The sequence below is a fragment of the Comamonas squillarum genome, assembly GCF_025309455.1.
GTDB classification, from domain to species: domain Bacteria; phylum Pseudomonadota; class Gammaproteobacteria; order Burkholderiales; family Burkholderiaceae_C; genus Comamonas; species Comamonas squillarum.
This window is the reverse complement of the sequence record NZ_CP104377.1, coordinates 3,913,252-3,932,404: the sequence shown is the minus strand read 5'-3', so window position 1 is coordinate 3,932,404 and position 19,153 is coordinate 3,913,252. Positions and strand designations below refer to the sequence as shown.

Annotated in this window: 14 protein-coding genes; 7 read left to right on the top strand and 7 right to left on the bottom strand. The window is 63.6% G+C overall.

Features of this window, described 5'->3' with window-relative positions:
- Positions 1–9: 9 nt before the first annotated feature.
- The 3 genes from N4T19_RS18035 to N4T19_RS18025 form a co-directional block, all read right to left on the bottom strand.
- Positions 10–2,040, bottom strand: coding sequence for a sensor histidine kinase (locus N4T19_RS18035; RefSeq protein WP_116926200.1), 2,031 nt, complete (start codon positions 2,038–2,040; stop codon positions 10–12).
- Positions 2,040–2,855: a carbon-nitrogen hydrolase family protein gene (locus N4T19_RS18030; protein ID WP_260718691.1), complete on the bottom strand. Its 816-nt coding sequence runs from the start codon at positions 2,853–2,855 to the stop codon at positions 2,040–2,042. The genes N4T19_RS18035 and N4T19_RS18030 overlap by 1 nt, the downstream gene beginning before the upstream one ends.
- Positions 2,856–2,956: 101 nt before the next feature.
- Positions 2,957–7,129 (bottom strand): YhdP family protein, encoded by a 4,173-nt coding sequence (locus N4T19_RS18025; RefSeq protein WP_260718690.1) that lies wholly within the window; start codon positions 7,127–7,129, stop codon positions 2,957–2,959.
- Between the two features lie 121 nt (positions 7,130–7,250).
- Here N4T19_RS18025 and glnE point away from each other — a divergent pair, with 121 nt between their 5' ends.
- Positions 7,251–9,986 carry a bifunctional [glutamate--ammonia ligase]-adenylyl-L-tyrosine phosphorylase/[glutamate--ammonia-ligase] adenylyltransferase gene (gene glnE / locus N4T19_RS18020; RefSeq protein ID WP_260718689.1) on the top strand — a complete coding sequence of 912 codons (2,736 nt, stop codon included), beginning with the start codon at positions 7,251–7,253 and terminating at the stop codon, positions 9,984–9,986.
- Between the two features lie 484 nt (positions 9,987–10,470).
- On the opposite strand, the gene N4T19_RS18015 is transcribed toward glnE, so the two are convergent.
- Positions 10,471–11,094, bottom strand: coding sequence for a glutathione S-transferase family protein (locus tag N4T19_RS18015; protein ID WP_260718688.1), 624 nt, complete (start codon positions 11,092–11,094; stop codon positions 10,471–10,473).
- Between the two features lie 158 nt (positions 11,095–11,252).
- On the opposite strand from N4T19_RS18015, the gene purB reads away from it, so the two are divergent.
- Both purB and N4T19_RS18005 read left to right on the top strand, forming a co-directional pair.
- Positions 11,253–12,632, top strand: coding sequence for an adenylosuccinate lyase (gene purB, locus N4T19_RS18010; RefSeq protein WP_116926070.1), 1,380 nt, complete (start codon positions 11,253–11,255; stop codon positions 12,630–12,632).
- 136 nt (positions 12,633–12,768) lie between these two features.
- The gene (locus tag N4T19_RS18005; RefSeq protein WP_260718687.1) at positions 12,769–13,329 is read left to right on the top strand and encodes a YaeQ family protein; all 561 of its coding nucleotides are present in this window, start codon (positions 12,769–12,771) and stop codon (positions 13,327–13,329) included.
- Here N4T19_RS18005 and N4T19_RS18000 read toward each other — a convergent pair.
- Complete coding sequence (locus N4T19_RS18000; RefSeq protein ID WP_182344649.1) at positions 13,313–13,741, bottom strand: DUF3717 domain-containing protein; 429 nt, start codon at positions 13,739–13,741, stop codon at positions 13,313–13,315. The genes N4T19_RS18005 and N4T19_RS18000 overlap by 17 nt on opposite strands.
- Positions 13,742–14,209: 468 nt before the next feature.
- Here N4T19_RS18000 and N4T19_RS17995 point away from each other — a divergent pair, with 468 nt between their 5' ends.
- The 3 genes from N4T19_RS17995 to N4T19_RS17985 all read left to right on the top strand — a co-directional run bounded on the left by N4T19_RS17995 (position 14,210) and on the right by N4T19_RS17985 (position 15,949).
- Positions 14,210–14,953, top strand: coding sequence for a TerC family protein (locus tag N4T19_RS17995; protein ID WP_021026609.1), 744 nt, complete (start codon positions 14,210–14,212; stop codon positions 14,951–14,953).
- 67 nt (positions 14,954–15,020) lie between these two features.
- Positions 15,021–15,461: a hypothetical protein gene (locus N4T19_RS17990; RefSeq protein WP_021026610.1), complete on the top strand. Its 441-nt coding sequence runs from the start codon at positions 15,021–15,023 to the stop codon at positions 15,459–15,461.
- Positions 15,462–15,592: 131 nt separating this feature from the next.
- A complete protein-coding gene (locus tag N4T19_RS17985; RefSeq protein WP_021026611.1) occupies positions 15,593–15,949 on the top strand; it encodes a phage holin family protein in 357 nt (118 codons plus the stop codon).
- Here the strand turns inward: N4T19_RS17985 and N4T19_RS17980 are convergent.
- The gene (locus tag N4T19_RS17980; protein WP_313900070.1) at positions 15,917–17,614 is read right to left on the bottom strand and encodes a M48 family metalloprotease; all 1,698 of its coding nucleotides are present in this window, start codon (positions 17,612–17,614) and stop codon (positions 15,917–15,919) included. The genes N4T19_RS17985 and N4T19_RS17980 overlap by 33 nt on opposite strands.
- Before the next feature lie 200 nt (positions 17,615–17,814).
- Here N4T19_RS17980 and moaC point away from each other — a divergent pair, with 200 nt between their 5' ends.
- Positions 17,815–18,297, top strand: a complete 483-nt coding sequence (gene moaC / locus N4T19_RS17975) for a cyclic pyranopterin monophosphate synthase MoaC (RefSeq protein ID WP_260718686.1) — start codon at positions 17,815–17,817, stop codon at positions 18,295–18,297.
- Between the two features lie 19 nt (positions 18,298–18,316).
- Here moaC and N4T19_RS17970 read toward each other — a convergent pair whose 3' ends face one another.
- Positions 18,317–19,063: a hypothetical protein gene (locus tag N4T19_RS17970; protein ID WP_260718685.1), complete on the bottom strand. Its 747-nt coding sequence runs from the start codon at positions 19,061–19,063 to the stop codon at positions 18,317–18,319.
- Between the last annotated feature and the right edge of the window lie 90 nt (positions 19,064–19,153).

The window sequence follows — 19,153 nt, the reverse complement described above, 5'->3', positions numbered from 1 at the left end:
TCTGAACTTTCAATCGTTGCGCCAGGTTGGCAGGGTAAAACTGAAGATGGTCCCGCGGGGCTGGTTGGGCAGATAGCGCAAGTGGCTGCCATGCTGCTCGACCACAGTGCGGCACAGGCTCAGGCCCAGGCCCATGCCTTCCTCCTTGGTGGTGAAGAAGGGGGTGTAGAGGCGTGCGGCCACCTCCTCGGTGATGCCCTCGCCCACATCGGCCACGACAAACTCCACCCAGGACCGGCCATCGTCGCTGGGCGCCAGCCGCACCAGCATCTGCAGCACCCGGGGGTGCGTGCCGCCATAGTCCATGGCCTGCATGCCATTGCGGCTGAGGTTGAGCAGCACCTGCTCGACCATGGTCCGGTCACAGAAAACGGCGGGCAAGCCCGGCGCGACCTCGGTGGCCACATCGACATAGAGTTTACGCGCCTGCAGCCGCACCAGCGGCAATACCGCGTCCATCAGCTCGGAGGCCTGCAAAAACTCGCGCGACTGGTCGCGCCGGCGCACAAAGCCATGCACGCTCTTGATGACCTTGCCCGCCCGCTCGGCCTGGAAGGCCATGCGCTGCACGGCCATGCGCACATCGGGCAGGTGCTCCTGCACCTCATCGGGCGAGGCGCCATCGGGCAGCAGGTTCATGATGCCCGTCGCATAGCTGGAGATCGCGGCCAGCGGCTGGTTGAGTTCGTGGCTCAGCAGCGAGGCCATCTCGCCCACCGTCGCCAGGCGCGCGGTGGCCTGCAGGCGCTCCTGCGAGGCGCGCGAGAGCTCCTCGACCCGGCGCTGCTCGCTCATGTCGACAAAGGCGCTCATCCATCCGGTATGCAGCCCGGCGGCATTGATCAGCGGGGCCTCGAAAATCAGCACCGGAAAGCGCCGGCCTTCCTTGTGCATGAAGGTCGATTCATAGCCCTCGCGCGGCGGCGGCAGATGGCCTGACAGGCGGATCTGCTGGCGGCGCGCGTATTCGGGCGCCATCTCCGGCGGCCAGTAGGGTGTGGCCTTGCTCGGGTCCAGAATCTCCTCGGCAGAGAATCCCACCATCTCGCAAAACGCCGGGTTCACATAGGTGACCTTGCCATGCAGGTCGCGCGCGCGCAGCCCTGTCACCAGCGAGTCTTCCATCGCCTTGCGAAAGGCCAGCGCATCGCCCAGATCGCGCTCGGCCTTCAGGCGGCGGCGGTTGTCGCGCACCAGCACCACCAGCACGGTGATCAGCGCGATCGACATGCCGGTGACCAGGGCCGTGAGCACATTGGGAAAAACATTGGGCGCCGCATGCCAGCTGTCCACCCGCAGCATCAGCGCCACGCCGGGCAGATCGAGCAGCTGGTTGGAGGTGAACACGCGCGTGCCGCGCCGGGGCGTGCTGACAATCGCCAGCCGCGTGCCATCGGTCTCGGTGAAGGACAGCTCATGGTTGCGGCGCAGGCTCTCGTTGACCAGGTCCGACAGCACGTTCTGCAAGATGTAGGTGGCCACCGCAAAGCCGTGCAGCTGGTCACCCGTGATCACCGGCACGCACAGTTCGAGCAGCTCCAGCCCGGTGCCATTGCCCTGCGACAGGAAATAGCTGCCCGCATACGAGGCCGCGCCGGTGTTGCGGGCGCGCAGGCAGGCGGTATGGCTCTCGGTGTTCATGCCGGTGCGGTCAATGGCCGACCACTGCAGGTTCAAATAAGGCGACTCCTCGCTGGCCTCGATCTGCAGCTGCGGGTTGCGCCATTCGATATGCGCCAGGTCACGCTGGTTGCGCAAGATGGTGGCCGCGGCCGACTGCCAGGCCATCACATCGCTGTCATAGCGCGGCATGCTGCGCAAGCGGTTGACGTTGTCGTTGAACCGGCTGCGGATATCGCTGACGGCATCTTGGGCCTCACGGTCCAGGCGCTGCTGCACTTCAGAGATCTCATAGCGCCCGGCCAGCCAGACCTGGGTGACCAAGGTGCCCGCCACCAGCAGCACCAGCGCCGACCACAGCGACCAGCGCCGCCAGCTCTGGTGCCAGCGCTGCGCCAGCGACTGCGCCCAATGCGCCATCAGCATACGCGGTGCTGCAAGGCAGGCAGCTGCTGGCGCCAGCGCTGCAGTTGCGCCCAGTCCAGGTCGGCCAGCACCACGCCGGGCTCGCTCGCCTGCAGCGCCATCACCTCGCCCCAGGGGTTGATGGCCATGCTGTGGCCCCAGGTGCGGCGGCCGTTTTCATGCTGGCCGCCTTGGGCTGCGGCCAGCACATAGGCCAGGTTCTCGACGGCACGCGCGCGCAGCAGCAGCTCCCAGTGCGCCTGGCCTGTGGTGTAGGTAAAGGCGCTGGGCACCAGCATCAGCTGGGCGCCCGCCTGCGCATGCAGGCGGTAGAGCTCGGGAAAGCGCAGGTCGTAGCAGATGCTCAGGCCGATGCGCCAGCGGTGGCCATCGTGGCTGGGCAGGTCAAAGTGCACCGGCGCATGGCCAGGCGCGATGACGCGGTGTTCGTCATAGGACTCGCGCTCGTTGGCATAGCAAAACAAATGCATCTTGTCGTAGCGCACCACGCAGTCGCCCTGCGGGTTGTAGACGCAGCTGCTGTTGTAGACATGCGCGGCGTCCGGCCCCTGCAGCGGCACGGTGCCGCCAACGATCCACAGCCCCAGGCTGCGGGCGCTGTCGGCCAGGAACCGCTGCATGGGGCCTTCGCCAAACGGCTCGGCCAGCGCCAGCTTGTCGGTATCGCGCTCGCCCATCAGGCAGAAGTACTCGGGCAGCACCGCCAGCTCCGCACCAGCGGCTGCCGCCTGCTGCAACAGCTGCCAGGCCTGCGCGCGGTTGTGCTCCCAGTCTGTGCTGGTCACCATTTGGAGTGCGGTTACTTTCATCGATGCATCCTGCAAGAGAAACTGGCAGCTATTATCCGTAACCGCTGACCGGGCGCGGTGCCTGCGGATATCGAAGGTGACTCAGCGCAGCGGCCGGGCGCTCAATGCGGGGTGCCCACCGCGTTGCTGTCCGCTTCCTGCCTGCGGCCCACGCGCTTGACCTCGGGCTCCGACCAGGAGCCGCTGACCTCGAACTCCTGGGTCACCGCCTGCGTCAGCGGCCCCTTGAACAAGGCCTGGGCCAGGAAGGTGCCAATGCCGATGACCGGGTTGATGGCGGTGGTCACCAGCGCCATCGTCGTGGTGTTCAGCTCGGGGATGACAACCACATGCAGGTCCTGCGTTTCATCGCGCAGGTTGGCGCTGCCTTCGAGCAGCACGGCAGCGGTCACGCCCTTCATCTGCATGTTCGTGGTCGAGGCCACGCCATCGCTCACCAGCACATCGCCACGCACAAAGTCAAAGCCAAAGCCTGCGCTGAACACGTCCTTGAAATCCAGGGTCAGCCGGCGCGGCAAGGCCTGCAGGTTGAGCACGCCCAGCAGCTTGGCCGCACCGGGCTCCACCTTCAGAAACTGGCCCTGGCCGACATCGATATGCAGCTTGCCGTCCATGCTGGTGTAGTCCGGGCTCACGGGGCTGCCCGTCCAGCCGATGCGCCCCTGCACCGAGCCCTTGCCCTGGCGCACCACACCGGCCATGCCCAGGCGGCCCAGCAGCGCGCCGGTGTCCTTCAGGTCCAGGCGCATTTCCAGCTCGGTACGGCGCCCGCCGCTGCTGCTGCGCTGGGCACCCCAGTCGCCACTGGCCTGCAGGCTGGCGGCATCGTTCGAGAGCACCATGTTTTTCAGCTGCCACCAGGATTTGTCCGCTTGGCGCTGGTTGACGGCCTGAACCTCCAGCCGGCCCACCGAATGCTGGCGCCAGCGCAGGTCCTCCACCACCACATCGAGCGCCGGCAGCTGCCCGGGCTCCTGGCCCAGCGCGTCATCTTGGCTGGCGGCGGCCTTGCTGTCGGCGCCCTCCTGGCCCACACGCAGCTGGCTCAGCCGCGCGCGGATGGTGCCCGGGCCCTTGGCCTCCTGCTCGTACTCCAGCTGGCCGTCGAGCAGGCTGGAGCTGACCTGGCTACGCCAGCGCGGCCCCGTGCGCGAGCCGCTCAGGTGCAGGTTGTGGATATCCATGCCGCGCACCTGCACGGTATCGAGGCGGATATCCCAGTGGTCGGGCAAAAAGGCGGCATAGGCGTCGCCATCGGCGGGCGACGCAGGGGGGGCCGCCCCTGCGGCCGCTGCGCCCTCTGCCACAGTCGTCTTCTGTGCCGGCGCCATGGCCTTGAGGCGCTGGGCCAGCGCCTGCCACTCCTGCACATCGACCTGCGGCAGCTGCACCTCGGCAATCACGCCCTTGGCCGGCAAGGTCAGCGCGCCGGCGCCCAGGCGCAGCACGCCACTGACCACCTTGTCGGGCACCTTGTCATCGCTGCTGATATCGCGCACATAGCGCAGCTGCAGGCGCCCACCCACATCGAGCTGCATGTTCTGCCGCACCAGCGCTGACGGCGCCGCCTCCGGCACGGTGCTGGCAAAGTGCGTCGGCCAGACCTCATCGGCCGCCTTTTTCAGCGGCACCGGCAGCGCCAGGGCCATACCGGCCAGATCGCTGCGCACCTCCACCAGCGGCACGCCCTGGGCCATGCTGATGTCCAACTGGTAGGCGGCCTGGCCTTGGGCCAGTTGCGCCAGCTGCACCACCGGGCCCAGTTCCTTGGCGCGCAGCATGCCGTCGGCCGTGGCCACGCCATTGGCGCGCACCTTAAGGCGGGGGCCATGGTCCGCGCCAGCGGGCAGGCCGCTGACATCCATGCCACCGGAGAACTTGACCGCACCGCCCAGCGCCTGGCCCTGCAGCTCCTGCAGCGCAAAACCATGCTCGGAGAACTGCACCGCGCCGGTAACCTTGTCGACCACCGGCGAGTCATCATGGAACTGGATACGGTTGCCCGGCAGCAGCACCTTGCCATCGACCTTGGCCTGGGCCATGTCATGCACCGGCAGGTCGAGCTTGAGCTGCAGTTGGGCATCACCATCGGCCTGGGTCTGCGCCAGTGCCTGCTGGGTCAGCGCATCAATCGCGCTGCCGCGCACGGTGGCCAGCATATCGGCCAAGGGCCCATTGGCCTGTGCATTGACAAGCACGCGCGTGGCATGGAAGTCGGGAATCTGGGCACTGGTCTGGTCGACCACGATGCGCTGGTTGCTGTCCAGAATGCCCTTGGCCTTGTTGACCTGCATGCCATTGCCCTCAAACACCAGCTCGCCCGAGAGGCGGTTGAGCTCCGGCCAGGGCTTTTCGCCAGGGTGCAGGTGCGAGTTGGGCACATAGGCATAGCGCACATCGCGCACGGGTGCCACGATGCGGAACAGGCCGTGGCGCGAATCGGGGAAAGGCACTTCCCACAGATCGCCGTTGATCTCGAACTGCACATTGCTGGCCTGGCCGGCCAGAACGGCATCGCGCACATAGTGGCGTGCATCGGGTGGAATGTGCAGCGGCAAATAGCGGTGCACCTGGGTGCCATCGGCCCGCTCGAGCACGCCCTTGAGCTGCAGGATGCCAGGAAAGCGCGAGTGGGACCCCGTCTTCTGCGGGTCGGCCGTCTGCCAGGACCAGCGCGCATGGCCGGCTGCATGCGCATTGGCAAACTCCAGCCGCTCGGACTGCATCTGGATATGCTCTCCCTGCACCGTCCACTGCAGCTGGGTGCTGGCCGAGGTGATGGGGACCTGCGGGTCTTCAAACACCGAAGGCAGGTAGAGCGCGCCATCGGCAAAGGCCATCTTGGCCTGGCCGCCACCAGCCCGCGCATCAATCGTCAGATCCAGCCCGCGCAGGCCCACATGCGGCTGCCCGCCTGCCAGCACCAGGCCGCCATGGCTGTCGCGCGCCGCATTGGCGCGTGGCGCGGCAGACGGCATGCCAAAGGCCAGCTGGCCCACATCGGCCTTGACCTGCCATTCCTGCAAGGTATCCATGTCGCCACGCCAATGGGCCGATGCGCTGCGGATCAGGCCCGCGGGCCGGTTGCTCTGCAACCACTGGCGGGCGTTGTCGGGGATGGGCAGCAGCCGCGCCAGCTGAGCCAGCGAGGCAATATCGAGCGACTGGGCACTGGCTTCGGTCTCGCTGGGCTGCTTGCCCTGGGCATAGACATGGTTGATGCGGGCGCTGCCACCGGGCCATTGCTCGCCGTTGGCCGACTCCACCGCCAGGTTCTCCGTCAGCACGCGAAAGCCGCTGTCATCGGCGGCGCCGCCGATGCGTCCCTGCACCGAGCGCAGCAGCAGCACCGTGCCCTGCGCCGCTTTGTCATCGCTGGCCGCCGCAGCTTGGCGGCGCACGCCCACATCGCGCAAGGCCACATCGGCCGTGCCGTTGCTGAGCTTGCCGCGCGTCACATCGAGCCAGAGGCGCGCCGAGCCCTGGCCTTGCTGCAGGCCCATCGCCGGCGGCAGGTAGGGCGCCATCGCTGCGGCATTGAGCTGGAGCGCCTCTAGGTAGAGCTGGCCACTCCAGTGCTTCCAGCGGCCATCGTGCAGCGCCCAGATGGGCTGGTGCATGCGGCCGCGCAGCTCCAGCGCGTCGCCCCAGTCCTCGGGCGGGCGCACGCGCAGCTGCCATTCATGGCGCAGACCGGGGTTGCGCAGCAGCAGATGCACGTCGCTGAAGGTGACAGGCGGCAGACCGCGCAGCTGGTCATCCCAGGTGATGCTGCCGCCCTGGACCAGGACTTCGCGCTGGCGAAACAGCCAATCGGCAGCGCTGCCGCTGTCCTGGCTCTGCGAGGTCTCCACCAACACGCCGGCCACGCGCACACTGCCATCGGCGGCGCGCTGCACCGTCAGCTGCGGCGCGTTGATGACGATCTGCTCGGCCCGCAGTCGCAACAGCGACGGCACCGACAAGGCCACCTGGATCGTATCCAGGGTAAACCCGGCAGAGCCATCGGGCTGCGCGATTCGCAGGCCCTGCACCGCAATGGCGGGCACCAGGCTGTTGTTGCCATCGGCCTGCAGCCGGTCGATGCGCACCGGCACCCCCAGCGCCTGCGATAGCCTAGATTCCACTTGCGGGCGAAAGTCATTGATACGGGGCACAATCCACCAATGCAGCGCCGCCACCGCCAAGGCCAGCAGCAGCACCAAGCCCAGCAATAAGCCCAGCGACCATTGCACCAGCTTGGCAGCGAGCTTGAGCAATCGGGGCGCGCGCACAGTCAATCGAGTCCAATCAGTAAGGGGAAAGCGAAATTATGACCTGCGGCAAGTCCCTCGCTCGCGTTGCATATGTGAGCATTTGAACAGGTCTGCCGCAGGACATTGTCGATAAAGCGCTATGGCACACACGGATATCACGCCCCCGCAGGCCAGCCTGCCTCTGTCTGAGCATTCGCGCTTCGTCCAGCGCCTGCACCGCCGCTACGAGGGTTTGCTCGATCTGCTGCCCAGCGGCCCCCCTACGCATGCCACGATGGCACCGACCCTGGCTGCGCTGCAGGCCCAGGGCTATGCACTGGGCGCTGCGCTGCGCATTCTTCGCCAGCTGGTGATGGAGCGCCTGGTGCACCTGGACTGCGACGAGCAGGCCGATCTGCAGACCATCACCCAGGGCGTGACCGAGCTGGCCGAGCTGGCCTTGGACGCGGCCTGCACCGCCGCCCGGGCTGAGCTGGACAGCCGCCATGGCGCCCCGCGTGATGCCGATGGCAACCCGGTGCAGCTGTGGGTGATCGGCATGGGCAAGCTGGGCGCGCGCGAGCTCAATGTCTCCAGCGACATCGACCTGATCTATATCTACGAGCAAGAGGGCGAGACCCAGGGCCAGCCCGATGGCCGGGGCAAGCTCAGCAACCATGAGTACTTCATCCGCGCGATCAAGCTGATCTACCAGCTGATCGGCGAGACCACCGAGCACGGCTTTGTGTTCCGCGTGGACTTGATGCTGCGGCCCAATGGCAACTCCGGCCCGGCCGCCATCTCGGTCGCGGCGCTGGAAGACTACCTGCAGACCCATGGCCGCGAGTGGGAGCGCTTTGCCTGGCTCAAGAGCCGCATCGTGGCGCCACTGGCCGATATCCGCAGCCCCAATGTGCAGGCGCTGCGCGGCGCGGTGCTGCCCTTTGTGTTCCGCCGCTACCTCGACTACGCGGTCTTCGATTCGCTGCGCAGCCTGCACCGCCAGATCCGCGAGCATGCGGCCAAGCGCAGCGCGGGCCACCCCGAGCGCGCCAATGACGTCAAGCTCTCGCGCGGCGGCATCCGCGAGATCGAGTTCATCGTGCAGCTGCTGCAGGTGGTGCGAGGCGGCCAGTTCCCCGAGCTGCGCTGCCGCGCCACCTTGGAGGCCCTGCCCCGCCTGGAGCGCGCCAACCTGATGGCGCCCGAAACCGCACAGGCCCTGGCCGAGGCCTATATCTTTCTGCGCAAGGTGGAGCACCGCATCCAGTACCTGGACGACCAGCAGACCCATGTGCTGCCCACGCGCGATGACGACCTGCGGTGGATGGCCCAGACGCTGGGCTATGACGACGAGTGCCGCTTCTTGCACCAGCTCGATGCGCACCGCGAGCTGGTCGCACAGGAGTTTGACAAACTGCTGGGCGGCAACGAAGCCTGCAAGAGCGGCCAATGCGGCGGCGCCAAGGGGGCCGCTGCCAGCCCGCCCGAACTGGAGACCGTGCTGCCCAAGCTGCCCGAGGCGGTGCGCGAGCGCGTGCTGCAGTGGCAGCGCAATCCCCGCTACAGCTACCTGAGCGATGCGGGCCTGGGGCGCCTGGTTTTGCTGCTGCAGCGCACGGCCCAGTGGCTCAGCCAGGGCCAGGTCAGCGAGATCGCCGCGGTGCGCCTGGCCGACTGGATGGAATCGCTGCTGCGCCGCGAAAGCTACCTGGCCATGCTGCAGGAGCGCCCGGCCGTGCATGAAAAACTGATGCACATGCTGGGCGCAGCCAAATGGCCGGCCCGCTACATGCTGCAGCACCCCGGCGTAATCGACGAGCTGGCCAGCGATGCACTGATGCATGAGCGCTTCAACCCGCAGGAGTTTGAGGCGGATCTGGAGCGGCGCCGTGCCGCCTTGCAATCCACCGCAGAAGACGACGATGAAAACCTGCTGAACCTGCTGCGCCGCGCCCACCATGCCGAGACCTTCCGCACCTTGGCGCGCGACATCGAGCAGCAGATCACGGTCGAGCAGGTGGCCGATGACCTCTCGGCGCTGGCCGATGCCGTGCTGCGCGTGACCACGCGCTGGTGCTGGGGCCGGCTCAAGAGCGCGCACCGCGCCGAGCCGCAGTTCGGCATCATCGGCTACGGCAAGCTCGGCGGCAAGGAGCTGGGCTACGGCAGCGACCTGGACATCGTCTTTGTCTTTGACGACGACGACGAGCGCGCACCCGAGGTCTATTCGGCCTTTGTGCGCAAGCTCATCAGCTGGCTCACCGTCAAGACCGGCGAGGGCGACCTGTTCGAGATCGACACGGCGCTGCGCCCCAACGGCAACTCCGGCCTGCTGGTCACCAGCTTTGACTCCTACGCCAACTACCAGCAGCAGCGCGGCAGCAACACCGCCTGGACCTGGGAGCACCAGGCGATGACGCGCGCCCGCTTTGTGCTGGGGAGCCCTGCGCTGGCGGCCCGCTTTGATGCGGTGCGCGAAGCGGTGATCACCGCCCCGCGCGACGCGCCAGCCCTGCGCAGCGAGATCGCCACCATGCGCGAGCGCGTGCGCAGCGCCCATGCGGTGCCCGCTGGCTTGTTCGATGTCAAGCACAGCGTGGGCGGCATGATGGATGTGGAGTTTGCCGTGCAGTACCTGGTTTTGCTGCATTCGGCTTGCAATCCCCAATTGCGTCCCAACTTGGGCAACATCACCTTGCTGCGGCGTGCCGAAAGTGCCGGTTTGCTGCCCGAAGGCATGGGTGAGGCGAGTGCGAATGCCTACCGCGCATTGCGCCGTGTGCAACATTTGGCCAGGCTGAACGAGGCGCCCACCCAGGTGCCTGAGACGGCTTTGCTCGAAGAGCAGCAGACGGTGCGAACGCTGTGGGCAACGGTGTTACAGACCGCATAAAACCTGCAGAAAGACCGATGGAACTCGGGAATTCATAAGGGTTTATACTGCGTCATCACCCGTCGCTAGCATTCACTTACGCGCAACGGCATTCAAAACGATGTACTATCGCCTAACGCTCACTGATTAATTCGACGAATGATAACGTAATGAAACAAATTATTTATTTGTTTACAATACATTTATGGTGGCAGGCGGAAACTTAAAACCGACCTTCCACTCTGTGAACCATGTAAAGGCGACAGAAGCAGTTTTTACCGACCCTTTTTAATGTTGCGAAGTCTTTCAGGCCCAATCCGGCATGACTGCAAACCTGAAGTGCTTCTCCTCCCTCCCTCTCTATCATTCACTTCGGGACGCTTCGCAACTTTTTTTATACCCAGGCCCAGTCCAGACGACTGGGCCTTTTTTTGCCCGCGCGCAGCCTGACCGTGGCTGCAGGCTCGGGAGCCTCTCAGCCCTGAGCCAGCAGGTCGGGAGCGCCTCAGCCTTCAGGCGGTGTCGCTGCAAAGCTGGGCCGGGCTTCCAGGCGCTCCAGCAGCTGCGCCAGGTTGGGGTGGCGCGCTGCCCAATCCAGCTCGGGAAAGCGAAAGCGCAGCCAGGCCAGCGCGCAGCCCACGGCGATATCGGCCAGGCTGATGTGCACACCCGCGCCGGCAAAATAGGTTTTCTGGCCCAGGCCGTTGCCCATGGCCTCCAGCCCTGCCCAGACCTTGCCCAGCTGGCGCTCCACCCAGGCGGGGCTGCGCTGCTCGGCCGAGCGGCCGGCAAAGGCATACTCCATGCGCGCCAGCACGGCGGCATCGAGCACGCCATCGGCCATCGCCTCCCAGCTGCGCACTTCGGCGCGCTCGCGGCCCAGGCTAGGGATCAACCGGCCCACCGGCGACAAGGTGTCCAGGTACTCGACGATCACCCGCGAGTCCACCAGCACCGAGCCGTCGTCCAGCACCAGGCAGGGCACCTTGCCCAGCGGGTTGACCGAGGCAATCGTGGCCCTGTCGCCCCAGACATCCAGGGTCTCCAGGCGGTAATCGAGTTTTTTCTCGGCCAGCACCACGCGCACCTTGCGCACATAGGGACTGGTCAGGCTTCCTAGCAATTTCATAGCTTCAGGCTCAGGCAGGTGGCGTCGATAAGGTCCGCAGGGACCTCCAAGCTGCCATGGGCATGGGGGTCCGTACGGGACATTTGCACCTCTCGATTGTAATTAGGCAAATCCAGACTGCAGCCGCGGCAAACGGCCCGCTTCTACAATAGCGGCCCATGAGCCTGTCTTCCCTTACCGCCCTTTCTCCGCTGGATGGCCGTTACGCCTCCAAACTGTCCACCCTGCGCCCGATCATGAGCGAATTTGGCTATATGCATCGCCGTGTCCAGGTGGAGATTACCTGGTTCATCGCGCTGTCCGATGCCGGTTTTGCCGAGTTTTCGCCGCTGTCCGAGGGTGCACGCAGCTACCTGCACGGCCTGGTGAATAACTTCAGCGAAGCCGACGCCCAGGCGATCAAGGACATCGAGAAGACCACCAACCACGACGTGAAGGCGGTGGAGTACTGGATCAAGAGCAAGTTCGAGGCACGCCCAGAGCTGCTCAAGGCGGCCGAGTTTGTGCACTTTGCCTGCACCAGCGAAGACATCAACAACACCAGCCATGCGCTGCAAATCCGCGCCGGCCGCGACCAGGTGATCCTGCCGGGCCTGGACCGCGTGGTGCTCAAGCTGCGCGAGATGGCGCACCAGTATGCGGCTGTGCCGATGCTCAGCCGCACGCACGGCCAGACCGCCAGCCCCACGACCGTGGGCAAGGAACTGGCCAACGTGGTGGTGCGCCTGCAAGCGGCGATGGACCGCATTGCCAATGTCAAGCTGCTGGCCAAGATGAACGGCGCCGTGGGCAACTACAACGCCCACCTGTCGGCCTGGCCCGAGTTCGACTGGGAAAGCTTCAGCAAGAACGTCGTGGAAAAGCACGAGCCCCAGGGCCTGGGCCTCACTTTCCAGCCCTACTCGATCCAGATCGAGCCGCATGACTACATGGCCGAGTTGTTTGACGGCATTGCCCGCGCCAACACCATCCTGATCGACCTCTCGCGTGACATCTGGGGCTACGTCTCGGTGGGCTACTTCAAGCAGCGCCTCAAGGCCGGCGAGATCGGCTCGTCGACGATGCCGCACAAGGTCAACCCGATCGACTTCGAAAACGCCGAAGGCAACCTGGGCCTGGCCAATGCACTGCTGCGCCACCTGTCGGAGAAGCTGCCGATCAGCCGCTGGCAGCGTGACCTGACCGACTCCACCGTGCTACGCAACATCGGCGTGGCCACCGGCTATGCTGCACTGGCCTACACTTCGCTGATGACCGGCCTGAACAAGCTGGAGCTGAACGAAGAGCGCCTGGCCGAAGACCTGGACAATGCCTGGGAAGTGCTGGCCGAGCCGATCCAGACCGTCATGCGCCGCTATGGCGTGCAAGGCGCCTATGAAAAGCTCAAGGAAGTCACCCGTGGCAAGACGGTGCGCGCCGAAGACCTGCACCAGCTGATCCGCAGCCTGGAGATCCCGCAGGCTGACAAGGAGCGCCTGCTGGCCATGACCCCGGCCAGCTACATCGGCAAGGCCACCGAGCTGGCCCAGCGCGTTTAAGTACGCTCTCCCCAGGAGGCCAGGCGCTCCCTGGCCTCTTGCCTTTTTTCTCTCACCGCCCGGCCAAGCGCAATGCGCCAGCCTGGCGCGCCGGATTCACCCCCGAAGCCCAGGCTTCGTCACCAGACCCTGCCCCATGGCTATCAAATCCACGATCTACAAGGCCAATCTGTCGATTGCCGATATCGACCACAACTACTACGCCGACCACAACCTGACCCTGGCGCGCCACCCCAGCGAAACCGACGAGCGCATGATGGTGCGCCTGGTGGCGCTGGCCCTGAACGCCCACCAGCTGCAGGACCTGTGCAATGGCGACGGCACCTTGGGCTTTGGCGCCGGCCTGTCCGACCCGGACAACCCTGATGTGCACCTGACCGACTTCACCGGCGCCAAGCGCATCTGGATCGAAGTGGGCCAGCCCGAAGAAAAGCCGATCACCAAGGCCTGCAACAAGTCGGACCACATGCTGGTGTACTGCTTCAACCATGCAGCCGAGATCTGGTGGAAGGGCCTGGAAGGCAAGCTCGCGCGCCAGGAAAAGCTCGAGGTGTTCCGCCTGCCGACCGAGGTGTCCCAATCGCTGGCCGATCTGGCCGAGCGCAGCATGCAGCTGCAGGCCACCATCCAGGAAGGCCAGCTGAACCTGTCCAGCGACAAGGGCACGGTCTTTGTAGAACCTATTCGCTGGAAGTGATGCCGCCCGCGGAACGCGCACGTTCCGCATAGCGGTTGAAGCGCCAGGCCGTGCCCTGCAGGCTGATGCGCCGCCACACCGCCCGCTTTTGCACGGGGCTGTAGGCCAGCCAGTGCTGCACCTCGTCAAAGCTGCGGCCGCAGCCCTTGCAGACCGCATCGCCCTGGCTGGTCGAGCAGATGGCGATGCAGGGCGTATCCGGTGTGGTCTCCCACCAGGCCAGCCAGGCCTGCATGGCCGCATCGCCCATCTCGCGCACATCCACCCCATCGCGGCGCTGGTAGACCAGCCGCGCGTAGACCTCGGCCAGCGCAGCCACCTGCGGCGCCAAGGATGCGCCAGGGCCACTGGGCGCACGCTGACGCCAATGGTTGATGGCTGCTTCCAGATCGGTCAGGTGGATGAGTTCCATAGCTGCCATCGATGATAGCCCTGAAGTGACCGAACCGCCAAGCGGCGATGCGCCCCCACTTGTTCACAGCTTGTTATCCACAGGTGTGGGCAAACACAAACATGCGGGAATACTCTGTGCAGTGGCCCGGTCTTTGTCACCCCAAAGTGCTTGGTTTGTGTTCCAATACGCGCTGACGAAGGGGAGTAGCTCCCGTTGATGCCTTGCCAGCGGCAAGTGCAGAGACATGTAATGCGTCGTCAGTACGAAGCCTCACGGCTTCCGGCGCGTTAGGTTCATGGCCCACATGATCTGAGCAAGACCTTTGAAAACCATGGTGCCGCACCACAGGTCTTCGAAGCTACTGCCCGGCGGTTGGCCATCACGGCGCCAACGCTGAACCACGTCGCCTCCCTGACTTGTAACGACACCCCACTGGCTGGTCTGTGCATGGTGCATGGGCCGCTTTTTCAAAAATTAGGTGCTTACATGGACTTGGATTTTCTGACGCACGCGCCCTTCTGGATTGCACTGGGCCAAATCATCATCATCGACATCCTGCTGGGCGGCGACAACGCGGTGGTGATTGCCCTGGCATGCCGCAAGCTGCCCCCTGACCTGCGCCGCAAAGGCATCATCTTCGGTACCGCTGGCGCGATCATCTTGCGCGTCATCCTGATCGCGTTCGCGATGTTCCTGCTGGCCCTGCCGTTCCTGAAGTTTGTCGGCGCCATCTTGCTGTTCTGGATCGGCGTCAAGCTGCTGGTGCCTGAAGACGAAGACCATGGCAACATCCAAGGCAGCGACCGCCTGTTTGCTGCCATCAAGACCATCATCGTTGCCGACCTGGTGATGAGCGTGGACAACGTGATCGCCATTGCCGGCGCCGCACAGAACGCCGGGGACGAGCACCACATGCTGCTGATCGTTCTGGGCCTGCTGATCTCGATCCCGATCATCGTCTGGGGCAGCCAGCTGGTCATCAAGCTGATGGAGCGCTTCCCGATGGTCATCACCGCCGGCGGCATGCTGCTGGGCTGGATTGCGGGCGGCATGCTGGTCTCTGACCCCGTGTTTGCCAACCCCGACAAGTGGACCTGGATGTTCAAGATCGACCAGAGCAAGACCCTGCACTATGCAGCTGCTGCCGCTGGCGCACTGGTCGTGCTGGTGCTGGGCAAATGGCTGGCCAGCAAAAAAGCCAAGGAACTCCCGGCGGCCAACGTACACTAAGCCTATAACCGCCCTCTACCACCACCGCTGGCAGCCCCACGCTGCCAGCCCCACTTAGGCCACTTGGATGAACGTAAAAATAGTCTTTGTAGATGATGCCGCCTTTGCCCTGCAGCGCTTGAACGAGTGCGCAACCATCAACGACGAGCACTGGGTGCTGGTGGCTTGCGCCCCCAAGATCACCCGCAGGGCCAGCCGCTGGGGCAATCGCAGCACCCTCGAAAAGTGGCGCAACAAGTGGGCCAAAAACCTGTTTGAGGGCCTGATCCCGCAAAGCACCCAGCTGCAGCGCGCCCGCGTCTCGACCCATATCTCGGAAGTGAGCGTGCAGCAAATGACCGCCCAGCTACACGCCGAGTACCCCGAGGCCGAAGTGCTGGACTGGCGCCGCCCCAAGGCCATCTCCGAGCCACCATCGGCCGACTTTGTGCCGCGCCCCGCCAAGCTGGCAGGATCGCTGCTGGGGATTCTGGGTATCTGCTTCAGCCTGGTGCTGGACGGAGCGTAACGCCATCAGCCCCACCACCCAACATCAAGCGCCTTCGGGCGCTTTTTTCATGGCTGGGCTCGGTAAACAAACCTTCCATCATTGGATGCCGGCCTATACACAGCACGCCCGCCATCCGCTATGCTGGCGCCATGAAACTCATCCTCAAATGGCTGCTCTCCGCAGTCGCCCTGCTCTGTGTCGCCTACCTCTACAGTGGTGTGGAAATCCGCAGCTTTGGCGCGGCGCTGATTGCAGCGCTGCTGATAGGGCTGTGCAATGCCATCGTGCGCCCTGTGCTGATTGTGCTGACCCTGCCCGTCACCATCCTCACCTTGGGCCTGTTCATCTTTGTCATCAACGCGCTGATGTTCTGGGCCGCATCCGGCATCGCAGGCAGCGGCTTTGTGGTGCATGGCTTTTGGGCAGCGCTGATCGGCTCGGTGCTCTACTCCATCATCAGCCTGGTCATCGAATCACTTACGGGCCGCCTGCTCCTTGGCAAGTGATTGCATCTCGCGCAAGCGGGTGTCGATGATCGAGGCCTCGTAGTAGTCATTGCGGTTCGGGCTGTTGCGCGCCATGTCCTGCCCGGCGCGCAGGCGGTCTACCGCAGCGGCATAGTCATACTGCGCGGCCCGGCTCTCAGCCTCAGCGCGGATGGAGCGCAGCGGCTGGTTCTGCTGGTGCAGCACCCACGACAGCGCCAGCCAGGCCCCCGCATCCTTGGGCCACTGCACCACCAGGGTCTGCAGGCGGCTGCTGGTCTGGCGCAGTACGCCTTCATAGGCCGTCAAACCCGTGGCAGGCAGCTGCGCCAGGGCCTGCGCAGCCAACACCAGCTCGGGCCGGTCACTTCCCTGGCTTGCATCGTCGCCCACCACCGCCTTGACCTCCGGCAGCAGCACATCGCGGCTGCTGTCCTGGATGCTCAGCGATTTGTCAGAGCCCTGTGTGATCACCGCGTCGTTGACCAGGCCGGTCATCGCATTGCTGACCGTCACCGAGGTGCTGCCGGCCTTGCTGGGCGGGGATTTGAGCGGCTGGATCTTGGCCAGCGCCGCCAACGCATCCTGCGGCTGGCGGTTGCGCAATGCCAGATCGGCACGCAACAGCTGTGCCTGGCGCATCGCATCCGGGTGGGCCTGCACGGCGGCATCCAGCTGGTCCAACGCAGCCAGGGCCTCTGCATGGCGCCCCAATTGGTTATGGGACATGGCTGCCAGATACCAGACACCTGCCCGCTGGTCCAATGAGCGGTTGGCAAAATCGGCCGCCGTGGTCAGCTGCACCCATTGGTGCAGCACCTGGGGCTCAGGCTTGGACAGCATGCGCGCCCGGGCCGACATCATCTGCGCCACCATGCCCGTGTCCTGCGGTTTGCGTGCAGCGCCAGCGGGCAAGCGCGACTGCATGTCGGCAATGCGCTCGGTCGTCAGCGGGTGGGTACGCAAATACGGCCAGCTGCCGTTGTCATTCATGCGGTTGGCTTGCTGCAGCTTCTCGAACATGCTCACAAACCCCGCTTGCGAGTAGCCGGCAGGCGGCATCAGGGTCATGCCAGTGCGGTCCGCCTCGCGCTCCATATCGCGTGAGAAGTTCAGCTGCGATTGGATGGCAGCGGCCGAACTGCCCACCATCAGCGCCTGGGCCGCAGCCGGGTTTTTGCTGGCCGCCAAGGCGCCCAGAATCATTCCGGCGATCATCACCGGCGTCATGCGTGACTGGCGCGCCAGCATGCGGGCAATATGGCGCTGGGTGATGTGGCTCATCTCGTGGGCCAGAACCGAGGCCAGCTCATCGCGGCTGCCGACCACGCCGACCAGGCCGGTCTGCACGCCCATAAAGCCGCCGGGCAGCGCAAAGGCATTCACGGTGGCATCCTGGATCAGCATCACCTGCCAGGCAAAGCGCTCCTGCAGTTCAGACGTCATGGTGCCGCGCTGGCGCGCCGCCAGCATCAGCTCCTGCCAGATGCCGTTGACATATTCATAAAGGATCGCGTCATCGAGAAACTGCGGATCGCGGTAGATCTCGCGCGCAATGTCATCGCCCAGGCGCCGCTCCTCGCTGGTGGTCATCTCGGCGCCCTCACCCATCGCAGGCAAACTGGTGTCGGCCCGCGCCTGCGTAGGGGCTAGCACCGCCACCGCAGCCATATGGGCGGCCAACAAGGCACATGCTGTGCGTTTAAAAAACCATGTATTCATTCAAAATTCCGTGCGGCAGCAGATGCTGAATCTGAATCAAGCCAGAGGGTGGCCAGAGCGGGCACCTTGCCATCAAGCCTTCACCCCAACACGTATGATGAAGCACCACTGCACAAGTTGCATGCTGTATTGCCGCTTGTGACGTATTGAACACGGAAAGCACCATGACTGAACTCACCCATTTCGACGCCCAGGGCCAGGCCCATATGGTCGATGTAGGCGCCAAGCCTAACACCCATCGCATAGCGATCGCGGAGGGCTTCATCACCATGCAGCCGGCCACCTTGGACATCATTGCCGCCGGCACCGCCAAAAAAGGGGATGTGCTGGGTATTGCGCGTATTGCCGGGATTATGGCGGCGAAGAAGACCAGTGAGCTGATACCGCTGTGCCACCCGATTGCGCTGACCAAGGTGGCGGTGGAGTTTGAACTGTTACCCGAAAAGAATGCGGTTCGCTGTGAAGTCAGAACCGAAACTGTTGGGCCTACTGGGGTGGAGATGGAAGCCTTGACCGCGGTGCAGGTCGCACTGCTGACTATTTATGACATGTGCAAGGCGGTGGATAAGGGGATGGTGATGGAAGGGGTTAGTTTACGGGAGAAGCATGGAGGAAAATCGCAGAATGCTGAAATCTCCGATATATAAACACCTTATCAAAAAGTCTTTACCTTAAAAAACCATCTACCGGAAGCGCATCCAGCCAAACCCCATTCTTATCAAAGACAGCAATCCACTCCAAATTTTTTGATGAAACCATCGGTAAATAAACCATTTCATCCTTACCCATATATACCCCCCCTCTCAGCGCGGAAAGTTTTTCTTTCTGATCCGCACTCATACTCATCAACGGACGCAGTGTCGACTGCAACTTGGCATCATTCCAATCCCAAGCTGACCATGTTTCTGGTCGCATAGCGGGAGAAACTCCTTGCAACGAAAATTCCAAGCTTTTAAGCTTATCAACTCCGTTACCGTCTATCCTCGAGTTGAACCAGCGGACACCCCACTTATCCAACTTAGAGGAATCACTTTTTTCAGAATTTTCTTCAAGAATTTCATTTCGAGCAACAACAACGACTCTATCCTGCTCAAAAACAAATGCCACGGGACGAGAAACATAAAGTGTATACAATCCATACACTAATGCCAGCGACTGAATCATTGCAATCGCAGAAATATCTATAATCAACTCCCTGCGAGATTTATGGGGTGATGCGACTACCAATGTCAAAAGGGGCCCTGATACAACATCAACCACAAGAAGAATAGAATATATTCTCCATACACCCAAAATATTATCTGTCGGCCAAGGATAAATAAATTTAAAAATAAAGAACGCCGTAATACAAGCAACTACAATCGAAATATAAAAATGCCGGAATGCAAGCTTTAAAGAAAATTTGATACGCATTAAAACTATCTCGTCAACGCATAGATTAAAGAGTATTTTGAAAATAAAAAAAGGGGCAAAGCCCCTTTTTTATTTCCTTACGTCGTCAGT

Coding starts and splice junctions, on each gene's coding strand:
- glnE (WP_260718689.1), top strand. CDS start 7,251: ATGGCACACACGGATATCACGCCCCCGCAGGCCAGCCTGCCTCTGTCT.
- N4T19_RS18015 (WP_260718688.1), bottom strand. CDS start 11,094: ATGAAATTGCTAGGAAGCCTGACCAGTCCCTATGTGCGCAAGGTGCGC.
- N4T19_RS17970 (WP_260718685.1), bottom strand. CDS start 19,063: ATGCGTATCAAATTTTCTTTAAAGCTTGCATTCCGGCATTTTTATATT.
- moaC (WP_260718686.1), top strand. CDS start 17,815: ATGACTGAACTCACCCATTTCGACGCCCAGGGCCAGGCCCATATGGTC.
- N4T19_RS17990 (WP_021026610.1), top strand. CDS start 15,021: ATGAACGTAAAAATAGTCTTTGTAGATGATGCCGCCTTTGCCCTGCAG.
- N4T19_RS18030 (WP_260718691.1), bottom strand. CDS start 2,855: ATGAAAGTAACCGCACTCCAAATGGTGACCAGCACAGACTGGGAGCAC.
- N4T19_RS17995 (WP_021026609.1), top strand. CDS start 14,210: ATGGACTTGGATTTTCTGACGCACGCGCCCTTCTGGATTGCACTGGGC.
- N4T19_RS18000 (WP_182344649.1), bottom strand. CDS start 13,741: ATGGAACTCATCCACCTGACCGATCTGGAAGCAGCCATCAACCATTGG.
- purB (WP_116926070.1), top strand. CDS start 11,253: ATGAGCCTGTCTTCCCTTACCGCCCTTTCTCCGCTGGATGGCCGTTAC.
- N4T19_RS18005 (WP_260718687.1), top strand. CDS start 12,769: ATGGCTATCAAATCCACGATCTACAAGGCCAATCTGTCGATTGCCGAT.
- N4T19_RS18035 (WP_116926200.1), bottom strand. CDS start 2,040: ATGGCGCATTGGGCGCAGTCGCTGGCGCAGCGCTGGCACCAGAGCTGG.
- N4T19_RS17985 (WP_021026611.1), top strand. CDS start 15,593: ATGAAACTCATCCTCAAATGGCTGCTCTCCGCAGTCGCCCTGCTCTGT.